Origin of the sequence: Agromyces bracchium (genome assembly GCF_009709675.1) — a bacterium.
Lineage (GTDB): Bacteria > Actinomycetota > Actinomycetes > Actinomycetales > Microbacteriaceae > Agromyces > Agromyces bracchium.
The window spans coordinates 103,499-118,519 of the sequence record NZ_WMLB01000019.1 but is presented as its reverse complement, the minus strand read 5'-3'; the positions used below and the strand labels follow the sequence as shown (position 1 = coordinate 118,519).

The 15,021-nt window shown below is 72.0% G+C and carries 13 protein-coding genes; 7 read left to right on the top strand and 6 right to left on the bottom strand.

Going from position 1 to position 15,021, the window contains the following annotated elements; all coding sequences use genetic code 11:
* The first annotated feature begins 29 nt into the window (after positions 1-29).
* The 4 genes from leuS to holA all read left to right on the top strand — a co-directional run bounded on the left by leuS (position 30) and on the right by holA (position 6,891).
* Complete coding sequence (gene leuS, locus GJ743_RS07835) at positions 30-2,603, top strand: leucine--tRNA ligase (RefSeq protein WP_328288928.1); 2,574 nt, start codon at positions 30-32, stop codon at positions 2,601-2,603.
* A 108-nt stretch (positions 2,604-2,711) separates the two neighbouring features.
* Positions 2,712-3,416, top strand: coding sequence for a ComEA family DNA-binding protein (locus GJ743_RS07830; protein WP_328288927.1), 705 nt, complete (start codon positions 2,712-2,714; stop codon positions 3,414-3,416).
* Positions 3,417-5,843, top strand: coding sequence for a ComEC/Rec2 family competence protein (locus GJ743_RS07825; protein ID WP_155051331.1), 2,427 nt, complete (start codon positions 3,417-3,419; stop codon positions 5,841-5,843).
* 28 nt (positions 5,844-5,871) lie between these two features.
* Positions 5,872-6,891 carry a DNA polymerase III subunit delta gene (holA, locus tag GJ743_RS07820; RefSeq protein ID WP_328288926.1) on the top strand — a complete coding sequence of 340 codons (1,020 nt, stop codon included), beginning with the start codon at positions 5,872-5,874 and terminating at the stop codon, positions 6,889-6,891.
* 74 nt (positions 6,892-6,965) lie between these two features.
* On the opposite strand, the gene rpsT is transcribed toward holA, so the two are convergent.
* From rpsT to GJ743_RS07800, 4 genes are all read right to left on the bottom strand, one after another.
* Positions 6,966-7,226: a 30S ribosomal protein S20 gene (gene rpsT, locus GJ743_RS07815; protein WP_328288925.1), complete on the bottom strand. Its 261-nt coding sequence runs from the start codon at positions 7,224-7,226 to the stop codon at positions 6,966-6,968.
* A 175-nt stretch (positions 7,227-7,401) separates the two neighbouring features.
* Entirely contained in the window at positions 7,402-8,154 is a 753-nt protein-coding gene (locus GJ743_RS07810; RefSeq protein ID WP_155051329.1) for an alpha/beta fold hydrolase, read from the bottom strand.
* A 3-nt stretch (positions 8,155-8,157) separates the two neighbouring features.
* Positions 8,158-8,784: a response regulator gene (locus GJ743_RS07805; protein WP_155051328.1), complete on the bottom strand. Its 627-nt coding sequence runs from the start codon at positions 8,782-8,784 to the stop codon at positions 8,158-8,160.
* Positions 8,781-10,007, bottom strand: coding sequence for a sensor histidine kinase (locus GJ743_RS07800; RefSeq protein ID WP_155051327.1), 1,227 nt, complete (start codon positions 10,005-10,007; stop codon positions 8,781-8,783). Before GJ743_RS07800 ends, GJ743_RS07805 begins: the two co-directional genes overlap by 4 nt.
* Positions 10,008-10,086: 79 nt before the next feature.
* Between GJ743_RS07800 and lepA the strand changes: the two genes are divergently transcribed.
* The 3 genes from lepA to hemW are packed head-to-tail and all read left to right on the top strand — an operon-like array spanning position 10,087 to position 13,837.
* Complete coding sequence (gene lepA / locus GJ743_RS07795; RefSeq protein ID WP_155051326.1) at positions 10,087-11,943, top strand: translation elongation factor 4; 1,857 nt, start codon at positions 10,087-10,089, stop codon at positions 11,941-11,943.
* Positions 11,944-11,951: 8 nt separating this feature from the next.
* Positions 11,952-12,602 carry a DUF1990 family protein gene (locus GJ743_RS07790; protein WP_155051325.1) on the top strand — a complete coding sequence of 217 codons (651 nt, stop codon included), beginning with the start codon at positions 11,952-11,954 and terminating at the stop codon, positions 12,600-12,602.
* Positions 12,602-13,837: a radical SAM family heme chaperone HemW gene (hemW, locus tag GJ743_RS07785; RefSeq protein WP_155051324.1), complete on the top strand. Its 1,236-nt coding sequence runs from the start codon at positions 12,602-12,604 to the stop codon at positions 13,835-13,837. The genes GJ743_RS07790 and hemW overlap by 1 nt, the downstream gene beginning before the upstream one ends.
* Positions 13,838-13,856: 19 nt before the next feature.
* Here the strand turns inward: hemW and GJ743_RS20155 are convergent, their stop codons facing one another.
* Positions 13,857-14,324, bottom strand: coding sequence for a DUF4870 domain-containing protein (locus GJ743_RS20155; RefSeq protein ID WP_155051323.1), 468 nt, complete (start codon positions 14,322-14,324; stop codon positions 13,857-13,859).
* Between the two features lie 114 nt (positions 14,325-14,438).
* Complete coding sequence (locus GJ743_RS07775; RefSeq protein ID WP_155051322.1) at positions 14,439-14,852, bottom strand: DUF4870 domain-containing protein; 414 nt, start codon at positions 14,850-14,852, stop codon at positions 14,439-14,441.
* Positions 14,853-15,021: the final 169 nt, after the last annotated feature.

The window sequence follows — 15,021 nt, the reverse complement described above, 5'->3', positions numbered from 1 at the left end:
GACCCCCGCGCATCACGATTGAGAGTCACGTGGCACACGAGCAGGACACCACCCAGGCCGAGGCAGGCACCTACGACTTCGCCGCGATCCAGGCGAAGTGGGGTCCGGTGTGGGAGGAGCTCGAGCCGTTCCGCGCGGCGCAGCCGGGGAACACGCGCCCCCGCAAGTACATCCTCGACATGTTCCCGTACCCGTCGGGCGACCTGCACATGGGCCACGCCGAGGCGTTCGGCTTCGGCGACGCCGCCGCACGGTACTGGCGCCACCAGGGCTTCGACGTGCTGCACCCGATCGGGTGGGACTCGTTCGGCCTGCCCGCCGAGAACGCGGCGATCAAGCGCGGCGCCGACCCGAAGGCGTGGACCTACGCGAACATCGAGCAGCAGAAGCGCTCGTTCAAGCAGTACGCGCCGTCGTTCGACTGGACGCGCGAGCTCCACACGAGCGACCCCGAGTACTACAAGTGGAACCAGTGGCTGTTCCTGAAGCTGTACGAGAAGGGCATCGCCTACCGCAAGGACGGCCAGGTCAACTGGTGCCCGGTCGACCAGACCGTGCTCGCGAACGAGCAGGTCGTCGACGGCCACTGCGAGCGCTGCGGCGCCGTCGTGACGAAGAAGGCGCTGACGCAGTGGTACTTCCGCGTCACCGACTACGCCGACCGCCTGCTCGACGACCTGAACCAGCTCGAGGGCAAGTGGCCGAACAAGGTCCTGACCATGCAGCGCAACTGGATCGGCCGCTCGTCGGGCGCGGACGTCGACTTCGCGATCGAGGGCCGCGACGAGCCGGTCACGGTCTTCACGACGCGCCCCGACACGCTCTACGGTGCGACCTTCATGGTCGTCGCCCCTGACTCGGCGCTGGCCGAGGAACTCGCGGCCGGCGCATCCGAGGAGGTGCGCACGCGCTTCGCGGAGTACCTGGAGTCGGTGCGCGCCGAGAGCGACATCGACCGCCTCTCGACGGACCGGCCGAAGACCGGCGTGTTCCTCGAGCGCTACGCGACGAACCCGCTGAACGGCGAGCGCCTGCCGATCTGGGCCGCCGACTACGTGCTGGCCGACTACGGCCACGGCGCGATCATGGCGGTTCCCGCGCACGACCAGCGCGACCTCGACTTCGCTCGCGCGTTCGAACTGCCGGTCCGCGTGGTCGTCGACACGAATGCGGCCGTCACCGGCGTCATCCCCGTGATCCCGGTCGACGAGCACGGCGTGCCGCTGCCGCTCGACGACCTGCCCACGCTCGACCCGGCGGGCACCGGCATCGCCCTCGCGGGCGAGGGCCGGCTGACGAACTCGGGCCCGCTGAACGGCCTGAGCAAGACCAACGCGATCCGTCGCGCGATCGAGATCCTCGAGGAGCGCGGCGTCGGCCGCGCCGCGAAGAACTTCCGCCTGCGCGACTGGCTCATCTCGCGCCAGCGCTATTGGGGTACCCCGATCCCGATCATCCACTGCGAGCACTGCGGCGAGGTGCCGGTCCCCGAGGCCGACCTGCCGGTGCGGCTGCCGGATGCCGCGGGGCTCGACCTCAGCCCCAAGGGTGCGAGTCCGCTCGGCGCCGCCGAGGAGTGGTCGCGCGTGACGTGCCCGAACTGCGGTCGCGATGCACGACGCGACTCCGACACGATGGACACGTTCGTCGACAGCTCGTGGTACTACCTGCGCTACCTGAACCCGAACGACGACGCGAAGGCGTTCGACCCGGCGGAGGCCGAGAAGTGGATGCCGGTCGACCAGTACGTCGGCGGCGTCGAGCACGCCATCCTGCACCTGCTCTACTCGCGCTTCGTCACGAAGGTGCTCTTCGACCTCGGCTACCTCGGGTTCACCGAGCCGTTCACGTCGCTGCTGAACCAGGGCATGGTCATCATGGACGGCACGAAGATGTCGAAGTCCAAGGGCAACCTGGTCGAGTTCGCGTCCGAGCTGTCGGCGCACGGTGCCGACGCGCTGCGCGTCACGCTGGCGTTCGCGGGCCCGCCCGAGGACGACATCGACTGGGCCGACGTGTCGCCGGTCGGCGCGGCGAAGTTCCTCGCACGCGCGTGGCGCATCTCGGGCGAGGTCACCTCGAGCCCCGACGTGGAGTGGAAGTCGGGCGACCCGGCGCTGCGCCGCGTCACGCACCGGCTGCTGGCGGATGCCCCGGGCCTGGCCGAATCGTTCAAGTTCAACGTTATCGTGGCGCGGCTCATGGAGCTCGTGAACGCCACGCGCAAGGCGATCGACTCGGGCCCCGGCGCGGGTGACGCGGCCGTGCGGGAAGCGGCTGAGGTCACGGCGATGATCCTCGACCTGTTCGCGCCGTACACAGCGGAGGACATGTGGGAGCGGCTCGGCTACGAGCCCACCGTCGCGAACGTCGTGTGGCGCAAGGCCGGCCCGGCGCTCCTCGTCGAGGAGTCGGTCACGGCCATCGTGCAGGTCGACGGCAAGGTGCGCGACCGCCTCGAGGTGTCGCCCAAGATCGGCGCGGACGAGCTCGAGTCGCTCGCGCGCGCCTCGGCCGCGGTCGTGCGTTCGGTGGGCGAGCGCGAGATCGTCAACGTGATCGTGCGCGCGCCGAAGCTCGTCAACATCGCCACGCGCGGCTAGGTTCCATCCCGGGCCGAGCCCTCCTCCACATCGGGAGGGCTCGGTGGACCGCGCTCGCATGCCCGTGCGGCGCTGAAGCTCGCCGTGCGCCGCCCGTAGCGTCGCGATGTGACCGATGGACCCCGCGCGGATGCGCTCGCCCCGCTCGCGGGCTCGCGCGCGCGACCGCGGGCTCGCGTCGCGGTTGGCGCGGCCGTGGTGCTGTTCGTCGCCGCCGTCGCCGTCTCCGCGATCCTCTCGATCGGCGCCGGCGGCGGGGGAGCGCAGGGTGAGATCGTGCGCGTCGACGACGGCAGCGGTGGGGCCGGCGAGGGTTCGACGTCGGGGCGCGAGGGCGACGGCGGTTCGCCGGCCGGCGGGGGAGCCGCCCAGGAGCCGACGATCCTGGTGCACGTCCTCGGCGCGGTCACCGAGCCCGGCATCGTCGAGCTCACGACGGGCGCGCGGGTCGTCGACGCGATCGCTGCCGCGGGCGGCCTCGGCGGTGATGCCGACCCGGCCGGCGTGAACCTGGCACGCCCGCTCGTCGACGGGGAGCAACTGGTCGTTCCGCGCGAGGGCGAGGCGGTGCCGCCGGCGGGTCCGGGGGTCGCGGCAGGCGGGGCCGGAACGGCGAGCGGCGGCCGTGTCAGCATCAATCAGGCGGATGCCGCGGCGCTCGACACGCTGCCTCGCATCGGCCCGGCGCTCGCGCAGCGCATCATCGACTGGCGCGAGGCGAACGGAGGGTTCACCGACGTCTCGCAGCTCATGGAGGTCGCGGGCATCGGCGATGCCGTCTACTCCGGACTCGTCGACCTCGTGAGCCTCTGAATGCGCGGGCACGACCTCCGCCTGCTCGGCCCCGCCGGCTCAGCCTGGGCGACCGCATGGCTCGCGACGACCGTGCCCGATCTGGAGGTGCCCACCTGGGTCGTTCCGACCGTCTCCTGGAGTCTCGCCGGGCTCGCGCTCGCGACGATGCTGCTCGTGGGCCGCGGTGCGGGCGGATGGCGGGGTGAGCGGGGCGGCTCCGACGGCGCGAACCGCGCGGCCCGGTCGTGGACATCGGCCACCGCTGCGGTGCTCCTGGCGGCGACGGCTGCGGGGCTCGTCGGCACGTCGGCGTGGAGCGCGCTCGAGCGTCGGCATCCGGAGGTCGTCGAGGCGGCGGCCTCGTCGCGCGAGATGGTCCGCGCGAGCGTTCGGCTGGACTCCGCGCCACGTTCGGGGAACGCGTCGCCGTGGTCGGGTGAACCACGGCTGCGCGCCGCGGCGACGCTGATCACGCTGTCGGGCGGCGGATCCGGCTCGGGGGCGATCGAGGTCTCGTCCGTGCGTCTCGACCTGTCGCTGCCGGGCGATGCGGATGGGTCGGGGTTCGGGTCGTCGCTCGTCGTCGAGGGGCGGTTGTCGGAGATGCCGGCAGCCTCGCGCGCGGCGTACCGCCTGAACGCCTCGAAGGTCGTCGAGGTGGGGCCGGCTCCGAAATGGCTCGCCTGGACGCACCCACTGCGGGAGGGGCTGGCGGAGGCATCCGCTGGGCTCGGCGGCGACGGGGGAGCGCTCGTGCCGGGCCTCGCGATCGGCGACACCTCGCGCGTGGCCGACGACCTGCATGCCGCGATGACGACCGCATCGCTCACGCATCTCACCGCGGTCTCAGGGGCGAACTGCGCGATCATCACGGCTGCCGCGTTCTGGATCGCGGGGCTCGCCGGACTCCCGCGCGTCGCTCGCGTCGTCGCCGCCCTCGCCGCGCTCGGTGGATTCGTCGCGCTCGTCACGCCGGAGGCGAGCGTCGTCCGCGCCTCCGCGATGGCGATCGTCGTGCTCACGGCCTGCGCGACCGCCCGCGCCGCGGGCGGCGTGCCGGCGCTCGGGCTCGCGATCATCGCACTCCTCGCGATCGACCCGTGGTACGCGACCGATGCGGGCTTCGCGCTGTCGGCCTGCGCGACGGCGGGACTGGTCCTGCTGTCGAGGCCGCTGGCGCGGGTGCTCGCGAGGTGGATGCCGCGTCGGCTCGCGGCCGTGACGGCGATCCCGTTCGCAGCGCAGCTCGCCTGCCAACCCGTGCTCGTGCTGCTCGAACCCGTGATCCCCGTGTACGGGGTGCCGGCGAACCTCCTCGCCGCACCCGCCGCCCCGATCGCCACCATGGCGGGCCTCGTCGGCTGCCTGCTGCTGCCCGTGCTGCCGTCGGTGGGACTCGCCGCGCTGCAGGTGGCGTGGGTGCCCGCATCGTGGATCGCCCTCCTCGCGCGCGGCGCCGAGCGGATGCCGCTCACCGGCGTGCCCTGGCCGCCGGACGTCGGCGGGGCGCTCCTGGCGGTGGTGGCCATCGGGGCCGGCCTGCTGCTCGTGCTGGCACCGCAGGCCGCTGCAGGCATGAGAGCGCTCCGCGCCGCGCGGCGGGCAGCCGTCGTCGCACTGTGCCTCAGCGTCGCCGTTCCCCTCGGTTCCGCCGCAGGTCCGCCGATGGTCGCGAGCGCGTCCCGCCCGACCGCGTGGGACGTCTGGCAGTGCGACGTCGGCCAGGGCGACGCGGTGCTGGTGCGCAGCGCCGAGGCGGTGATGCTCGTCGACGCCGGTCCAGACCCCGAGGCCCTCGACCGCTGCCTCGCGAACGCGGGCGTCGACCGCATCGACCTCGTCGTGCTCACGCACTGGGACGCGGACCACGTGACGGGTACGGCGGCGCTCTCGGGGAGGGTCGGCGCAGTGCTGCACGGACCGCTCGACGGCGTGCGCTCCGCTCGCGCACTCGAGCCGTTGGTCGGCGGGGGCGCGACGCACGATGAGGTGGGCGCCGGGGCGACGGGCACGCTCGGCGAGGCCCGCTGGCGGGTGGTGTGGCCGCGACCGGGTGCCGTCCCCGGCAATGACGCGAGCGTCGTGCTCGATCTCGTGACGCCCGACTACCGGGCGATCTTCCTCGGCGATCTCGGTCGCGAGGCGCAGGACGCGATGCGGCGGTCGACGGACCTGCCGCGGGTCGACCTCGTGAAGGTGGCACACCACGGGAGCGCCGACCAGAGTGCCGAGCTGTACGGCGAGCTCGCGGCATCCGTCGGGCTCATCGGCGTGGGAGCGGAGAACGGCTACGGGCACCCGACGGCGTCGCTGCTCGGACAGCTCGACGATGCGCGAACGGTGGCGGTGCGGAGCGACGTGTCGGGGGACTCGGCGCTCCGGGCCGTGCCCGGCGGGTTCGAGCTGTGGAGCGAACGGGACTCCGGCGTCGGCGGTGCTCCGTAGACTGGACCGGCACGACGAAGGGAGCGCGGTGGCGGCACGGCAGGGCAGCAGCAGGTCGTCGAAGACCGCGATTCCGCAGCTGGCGTGGAGCGAGACGCGTCCGGCGCCCGTCGTCCTGGTCTCCGGGGGCGAAGACGTGCTCGCCGAGCGCGCCCTCACGATGGTGCGCGAGACGCTCCGCGCCGAAGACCCGTCCCTCGAGGTCAGCGACCTCGAGGCCGACGGCTACACGCGCGGCACCCTGCTCACGCTCGCGAGCCCGTCGCTCTTCGGCGAGCCGCGGCTGATCCGCGTCACGGGCGTCGAGAAGTCCAGCGACGAGTTCCTGCTCGACGCGCTGGAGTACCTCGCGGCTCCCGCCGAGGGCACGACCGTCGTGCTCCGCCACCGCGGCGGCAACCGCGGCAAGAAGCTCCTCGATGCGCTCCGCGCCGGCGAGGGCGGCGGCATCGAGGTCGTGTGCGCCGAACTCAAGCGCGACGCCGACAAGCAGGACTTCGCGGCGGCCGAGTTCCGGCTCGCCGGCCGCCGCATCGCCCCAGCCGCCCTCCGCGCCCTCGTCGGCGCCTTCAGCGACGACCTCGGAGAGCTCGCGGCGGCGTGCCGACAGCTCATCGCCGACGCCTCCGGCGACATCGACGAGACGACCGTGCGCAAGTACTACGGCGGCCGCGTCGAGACCAACGCCTTCGAGGTCGCCGACGCGGCGATCGCCGGTCGTCACGGCGAGGCGCTCATCGCGCTCCGGCACGCGCTCGACTCGGGCGCCGACCCGGTGCCGATCGTCGCGGCGTTCGCCATGAAGATCCGCACGATGGCGAAGGTCGCCGGCTCGCGCGGTGCGTCGGCGTCGTCGCTCGGGCTGGCGCCGTGGCAGGTCGACCGCGCGCGCCGCGACCTCGGCGGGTGGAGCGACGAGGGCCTCGGCGTCGCCGTGCAGGCGCTGGCCGCGGCCGACGCCGCGGTGAAGGGCGCCGAACGCGACCCCGTGTTCGCGCTCGAACGACTCGTCGGCGTCATCGCCGCCCGCGGCCGCGCCCTCGCCTGAGCGACCGCCCGCGGGAACGGGAACGACGAAGGCCCCGCACCTCTCGGTGCGGGGCCTTCGAAACGAGGCTCGGATCAGAGCGCGGCGACCCGCTTCGCGATGGCCGACTTGCGGTTCGCGGCCTGGTTCTTGTGGATCACGCCCTTGCTCACGGCCTTGTCGAGCTTGCGGGTCGCGACGCGGAGGGCGGCGGTGGCCTTCTCCTTGTCACCCTCGGCGATGGCCTTGCGGGTGGCGGTGATGACGGTCTTGAGCTCGCTCTTCACGGCCTTGTTGCGCTCCTGCGCCTTCAGGTTGGTGCGGATGCGCTTGATCTGCGACTTGATGTTTGCCACGTGGTTCGTCTTTCGTGTGTTCTGCGGGTACCGGAGTTGCCGCAATCGGTAGAGGGGCCGTCGCGGCGCATCGTGCGGGGGTGGGACCCACACGCAAGCCAACAGGCAACGATACCAGCATCGCCCGTGCGGCAGCAAAGCGACGCGGATCGACGGCCGCACCGAGCGGGCCGCGTCAGCGCGGGGCGGACGCCGCCTCGCGGCGGACCTCCCGCACTTCGAGTTCGGCGACCGCACCGAGCACGGCCGCGGTGAACGCCTCAGGTCGCGCAAGGCTCACGAGGTGGGTCGCCCCCTCGATGTGCACGAGGCGGCCGTCGGCGGCGGCCCGGAGCATCCGCCGCTCCTCGAACCGGAAGTGGTCGTAGCGGCCGTTCACGAACCAGACGGGCACCTCGACCCTCGCGATCGAGGCCTCCAGGTCGAGCTCACTGACCGCGGTGATCGCCGGACGCATCACGTCGAGGGCGACGCCGCCCGCGACGATGTCGTCGACGGCCGCGGGGGAGAGGAAGAGGCGTGCCATCCGGTCGTTGAGGGCCCGGCCCTGGTCGGGGAGGCGGCCGATGGCGTCGGCGAGACGCAGGTAGCCGTGCAGCCCCGGCCCGCGCGGTCGGGTGCCGCACGAAGCGGCGACGAGACCCTCGAGGGCGTGCGGATGCCGCGCCGCGAACTCGATCGACAGGTACCCGCCGAGACTCAGGCCCACGAGCAGTCGCGGCACGCCGGGCACCGGGTCGCCGAGCGCGTCGCCGATGACGCCGAGCGCGTCCTCCAGCGTGAACGGTTCGCCGAGCCGGGCCCCGTGACCGGGGAGGTCGACGGGCACGACCTCGAGGTCGTGACGCTCGAGCCGCAGCACCTGCCCGCGCCACATCGTCGCCGACGTGCGGATGCCGTGGACGAGGACGACGCGGGCGCGCGGCATCCGTCAGCCCGCCCGGATCGCCCCGAGCTCGCGGGCCCGCGCGACCGCGGCGGTGCGCGACCCGACGCCGAGCTTGGTGAAGATGTGCACGAGGTGCGACTTCACGGTCGCCTCGCTGAGGAAGAGCGCCTGGCCGATCTCCCGGTTCGTCCGCCCGGCGGCGACGAGGGCGAGCACTTCGGCCTCCCGCACGGTGAGCCGCTGGTCGCCGGAGCGCTGGGACTCGTCGAGCCGCGAAGCGACCGTCGGGGCGAGCGCGGACTCGCCGGCCGCCGCGGCGCGGATCGCCGCGACGAGCTCGCCCGGCGGGGCGTCCTTCAGCAGGTACCCGCTCGCACCGGCCTCGATCGCGCCGAGGATGTCGGCGTCGGTGTCGTAGTTCGTGAGGACCAGCACGCGTGGCGCGGCGGGCATGGACCGGATCCGCCGGGTCGCGTCGACGCCCTGCAGGGCGCCCGGGAACTGCAGGTCCATGAGCACGAGGTCGATGCCCGGGGTCTCGGCGAGGCGCACGGCCTCCTCGGCGGTCGCGGCCTCGCCCACGACGTGCAGGTCGTCCTCGGCCTCGAGGAGCGCGCGCATGCCGGCGCGCACGACGGGGTGGTCGTCGCTGAGCAGCAGGCGGATCATGCGGGAACCACCGGGATCCGCACCGAGAGCGCGGTGCCGCCGCCGTGCGTCGACTCGACGTCGACGGTGCCGCCGAGGCTCTCGGCGCGGCGACGGATGGCGCGGAGCCCGAAGGACGGAGCGTCGTCGTCGGCGCCGGAGAGCACCGACGGGTCGAAGCCGACGCCGTCGTCCACGACGTCGAGCGCGATCTCGTCGCCGAGGTAGCTGAGCGTGAGCTCGGCACGTGCGGCGTCGGCGTGCTTGACGACGTTCGACAGCGACCCCTGCGCGATGCGCAGCAGCGTCGCCTCGATCGACATGGGCAGCGCGACCGGGTCGCCGCTCAGCGAGAACGCGATGCGAGTGCGCGTGCCGGCCTGGCGTGCCTGCTCGTTCGTGGCATCCGCCAGCCGTCGGAGCGCGCCGGGGAGGGTCTGCTCGTCGAGTGCCGGCGGCGTGAGTTCGCGGATGAAGCGCCGCGTCTCCTGGAGGTTGTCGGCCGCGGTCTCGCGCGCGAGGCGGAGCTTGTCGCGCGTGCCCTCGTCGGCGACGTCGCGCTCGGCCGCGTGCAGCAGCATCTGGATGCTCGACAGGCCCTGTGCCACCGTGTCGTGGATCTCGCGCGCGATGCGCTCGCGCTCGGCGAGGGTGCCCGCCTCGCGGCTGGCCGCCGCGAGCTCCTCGCGCGTGGCGAGCAGGTCGAGGATGAGCGACTGGCGTTCGCGCGTTTCGACCGCCATTGCGCGATAGCCGAGGCCGATGATGACGGCGACGCCCGCGGAGATGAGCGGACCGAGCACGCTGCCGACCTCGAAGCCGAGCTGCGAGGTCGAGCTCCACACGCTGATGAGGAAGGTCACGGCGACGAGCGGAACCGCCCACCGCGCGGGGAGCACGTGCAGTTCGAGGAAGAACAGCGGGAACGCGAGGAAGGCGGCATCGGGCGTCAGGGCGCTGAGCCCGAGCCAGAGCCCGAGCAGCATGATGAGCCAGGCCGCCCGCATCCACGGCGTCACGACCTGGTGCGCGGTGACCACGCCGACGAGGTACGCGCCGATGAAGGCGATCGAGAGGATCGAGATCGCGACGAGCTGCTCGCCGCCGGCGAGCACGGCCCGGGCGAGGACGAACATCGTCAGGCCGACGACGAGCACGTGGAGGCCGACCCGCAACGAGACGAAGACGGGGCGCAGGGCGGACGGCTGGACCCGTCCGACGAGTGGGGCATCGAGCACGGTCATGGTGCGATTCAGCGTAGTCCGGGGGCCCTCGGGCGGCATCCGTCGAAAGTGGGATCGCATGCATGGGAGAATCGACAGGATGTCTCCGAGAGCCGCCCATCCACCGGTGCCCGCCGCCACCGATCCCGCGCTGATCCGCAACTTCTGCATCATCGCGCACATCGACCACGGCAAGTCGACCCTCGCCGACCGCATGCTGCAGATCACGGGCGTGGTCGCCGACCGCGACATGCGCGCGCAGTACCTCGACCGCATGGACATCGAGCGCGAGCGCGGCATCACGATCAAGAGCCAGGCCGTGCGCATGCCGTGGGAGCTCGGCGGCACGGGCTACGCCCTGAACATGATCGACACCCCGGGCCACGTCGACTTCAGCTACGAGGTCTCGCGCTCGCTCGCCGCGTGCGAGGGGGCGATCCTGCTGGTGGATGCCGCGCAGGGCATCGAGGCGCAGACGCTCGCGAACCTCTACCTCGCGCTCGAGAACGACCTCGAGATCATCCCCGTGCTCAACAAGATCGACCTCCCCGCGGCCGAGCCCGAGAAGTACGCGCGCGAGCTGGCCGACCTCATCGGCGGCTCGCCCGACGACGTGCTGCGGGTCTCCGGCAAGACCGGTATGGGCGTCGAGGACCTGCTCGACCGCGTCGTCGAGCGCATCCCCGCCCCGAAGGGGAATGCGGATGCCCCGGCGCGGGCGATGATCTTCGACTCCGTCTACGACAGCTACCGCGGCGTCGTCACCTACGTCCGCATGGTCGACGGCCAGCTGAACCCGCGCGAGCGCATCCAGATGATGTCGACCAAGGCGACCCACGAGATCCTCGAGATCGGCGTGAGCTCGCCCGAGCCGACGCCGACCAAGGGGCTCGGGGTCGGCGAAGTGGGCTACCTCATCACCGGCGTGAAGGACGTGCGCCAGTCGAAGGTCGGCGACACGGTCACAACGCTGGCCAAGTCCGCCACCGAGCCGCTCGCCGGCTACACCGAGCCACTGCCCATGGTCTTCTCGGGCCTCTACCCGATCGACGGCAGCGACTACCCCGAGCTCCGCGAGGCGCTCGACAAGCTGAAGCTCTCCGATGCGGCGCTCGTGTACGAGCCCGAGACGTCGGTCGCGCTCGGTTTCGGCTTCCGCTGCGGGTTCCTCGGCCTCCTGCACCTCGAGATCGTCACCGAGCGCCTCCGCCGCGAGTTCGACCTCGACATCATCGCGACCGCGCCGTCCGTGGTCTACGAGGTGACGACGGAGGACAAGAAGTCGGTCACGGTCACCAACCCGAGCGAGTTCCCGACCGGCGGCAAGATCGCCGAGGTGCGCGAGCCCATCGTGAAGGCGGCGATCCTCGCGCCGAAGGACTACGTGGGCACCATCATGGAGCTCTGCCAGTCCCGTCGCGGGACGCTCCTCGGCATGGAGTACCTCGGCGAGGACCGCGTCGAGATCCGCTACAACATGCCGCTCGGCGAGATCGTGTTCGACTTCTTCGACAACCTCAAGTCGAAGACCGCCGGGTATGCATCGCTCGACTACGAGCCCGCCGGCGACCAGGCCGCCGACCTCGTGAAGGTCGACATCCTGCTGCAGGGCGAGCAGGTCGACGCGTTCAGCGCGATCGTGCACCGCGACAAGGCGTACGCCTACGGCGTGCTGATGACGGGGCGCCTGCGCGAACTCATCCCGAGGCAGCAGTTCGAGGTGCCCATCCAGGCGGCGATCGGCGCGCGCATCATCGCGCGCGAGTCGATCCGCGCCATCCGCAAGGACGTCCTCGCGAAGTGCTACGGCGGTGACATCACGCGCAAGCGCAAGCTCCTCGAGAAGCAGAAGGAGGGCAAGAAGCGCATGAAGATGGTGGGCCGCGTCGAGGTGCCCCAGGAGGCGTTCATCGCCGCCCTGAGCGGGGAGACCGAGAAGAAGGACGCCAAGAAGTAGGGGGCACGATGACCCGGCGAAGCACGTTCACCGACCAGTCGGTCACCTATGGGGCGATCGGCGCGACGCTCGACCCCGACCTGCTGCGGTATCCGCCGGCGGGGTTCACACCCTCCGAGGACTCGGTGCGGCTGGGTTCCGGGCGCGAGCGCTTCGACGCCTCGGCGGAGGCGCTCATGACGTGGGGCATCCAGCAGGGCGCCGGATTCAGCGTGGTCGACGCGTCGCCCGGCACGGGCGCGCAGTACACGGGCCTCGCGTACGACGAGGCCGGTGCCCCGCTCGAAGAGCAGCCCGCACCGCGCGTCGAGCAGCGGTTCGGCCCCGACGGCACGCCGTACATCAGCGCCGGAATGACCGCGACCCTGAAGCGACGCGGTCGAGTCCGCACGCGCTCGACGCCGGTCCTCGTCGTCTACGTCGTCGACGAGCCGAACCGGATCGGCTTCGCATACGGCACCACGGGCGACGCCTCGGAGAACGGCGAGGAGTCGTTCATTCTCGAGCACCGTGACGACGACTCGGTGTGGCTGACCATCCGCTCGGCGTTCGAGCCGAACGGCGGCGTGCGGCGCGTGTTCGGCCCGCTCGTCCGGCGGCGACGGCGCGAGCTGACCAGGCTCGAGCTGCGTGCGCTGCACCCCGCCTTCCCCGTCTGATGGCCGGACCCCTGCCGATCGCCGACCCGGCGCCGGCCGACGGGCTGCTGCCCGCGAGTGCGACGACGGATGCCGCGTCCCGCGCGTTCGGCGTGTACCTGCACGTGCCGTTCTGCCGCGTGCGGTGCGGCTACTGCGACTTCAACACGTACACGTCGGGGGAGCTCCGCGGCGCCCGGCAGGAGGACTTCGCCGACCAGGCGGCGGCGGAGGTGCGGTTCGCCCGGGACGTGCTCGAGGCATCCGGCGCCCCCGATCGCGCGGCGTCGACGGTCTTCTTCGGCGGCGGCACGCCGACCCTGCTGCCGGCTGCCGACCTCGTCCGGATGCTCGGCGCCGTGCGCGACGCGTTCGGCATCGCCGAGGGCGCCGAGGTGACGACCGAGGCGAACCCCGACTCGGTCGACGCCGACGACCTGCGGCGCCTCGCCGACGGCGGGTTCACGCGGGTCTCGTTCGGCATGCAGTCCGCCGTGCCGCACGTCCTCGCCGCGCTCGACCGGACCCACGACCCGGCGCGGGTCCCGCTCGTCGTCGGGTGGGCGCGCGAGGCGGGACTCGACGTGAGCCTCGACCTCATCTACGGCACGCCCGGCGAGACGCTGGCCGACTGGCGCACGAGCCTCGCGGCCGTGATCGCCGAGCGCCCCGACCACGTGAGCGCCTACGCGCTCATCGTCGAGGACGGTACGAAGCTCGCCCGGCAGATTCGCCGAGGAGAGCTCGCGACGCCCGACGAGGACCTCGAGGCGGATATGTACGAGCTCGCAGACGACTTGCTCGGCCGGGCGGGCTACGAGTGGTACGAGGTCTCGAACTGGGCGACGGACGCGGCGCACCGGTCGCGGCACAACCTCGGCTACTGGCGCGGCGACGACTGGTGGGGCGTCGGCCCCGGTGCGCACAGCCACGTCGGGGGCGTCCGATGGTGGAACGCCAAGCATCCGGCGGCGTACGCGGAGCGTCTCGCGTCCGGGATCTCGCCGGCGGTCGGGCGCGAGACGCTCGACCACGCGACGCGTGAGACCGAGCGCGTGCTCCTCGCGACGCGCATCCGGGAGGGCGTGGAGGTCTCGAGCCTGCACGCCGGCGGTCGGCACGCGGTCGCCGGTCTCATCGCCGACGGGCTCGTGGACGCACGAACCGCCCTCGCCGGGAAGCTCACGCTGACCCGACGAGGGCGGTTGCTGGCGGACGCCGTCGTGCGGCGCCTGCTCGAGACGGTGATCGAGTAGCGCGAAGCGCGTACCGAGATCAGCTGACGAACTTGATGGCGACGGGGTACACGTAGTACTCGCCGTTGTTCGCCTTGATCGCCGCGATGATGCCGAACACGATCGCCGCGATCCAGGCCGCGATCAGCAGGAAGATGCCGATGATCACGAACGTGAGGATCGACCCCACGACGTAGGCGATCAGCAGCGTGATCTGGAAGTTCAGCGCCGTCGCGGTGTGCTCGCGGATGAAGGGGCCCTTGTCCTTCAGGACCAGGTACCCGATCAGTGCGGGCAGGAAGCCGAACAGGATGCCGCCGATGTGGATCAGCGTGGCCCAGAGCTTCTCGTCGGCCGGGCTGAGCGGCTGGCTCTGCTGGTACGCGCCGCCGCCGGGCGGCGGCGGCGTGGGTCCGCCGGGCGGCGGCGGGGTCGGACCACCCGGCGGGGGCGGCGGCGGGCCGCCTGCGGGCGGCGTGGGCGGGGTGGGAGGTGGTGCGTCGGACATGATGCCTGCTCCTCTGTGGTGGCGCCCGGACAGGGGTCGTTCCCCTCATGCTGGCACACGACGACGCGCCGGTCGAGGGATGCTCGACCGGCGCGTCGGAGGCTCGTCGGCGACCTACTTGATGAGGCGCAGCGCGAAGGGGTAGCGGTAGTGGTTGCCGTCCTTCGCGGTCATGAACGCGATGATCGAGAAGATCACGCCGATGACCCACGGGAGGTACGTGAGGAAGCTGAAGACGTACCCGAAGCCGAACGTGACCACGGTGATGATCGTCGTGAGGACCCACAGCGCGACGGTGGCGAGCACCAGCGTGATCTGGAAGTTCAGCGCCTCCTTGCCCTCGGTGTTCGTGAACGATCCGCGGTCCTTGAAGACGAGCCAGATGATGAGCGACGGCAGGATCCCGAGGATGCCGCCGAGGTGCGCGAAGGAGCCCCACTGCACGTCCTGTTCGTGCGAGAGCGGCGCGGCCGGGGTCGGCTGCGGTGCGGCGTTCGGATCCTGCGGAGGAAGGTTGGAGTCGGTCATTTCGGGAGCCTTTCGATGTGGGGAAGCGCACGGTCGGTGGCCGTTCACGGCCCGTGGGGGTGCGGGATGATGCACACGCTATCGGCGCGGCGGACCGCCCGGCAACGGTGTACGCCCTGATTCTCGCGATATGATTAGCAGTCACGTGGGCGGAGTGCCAAGCACGCGT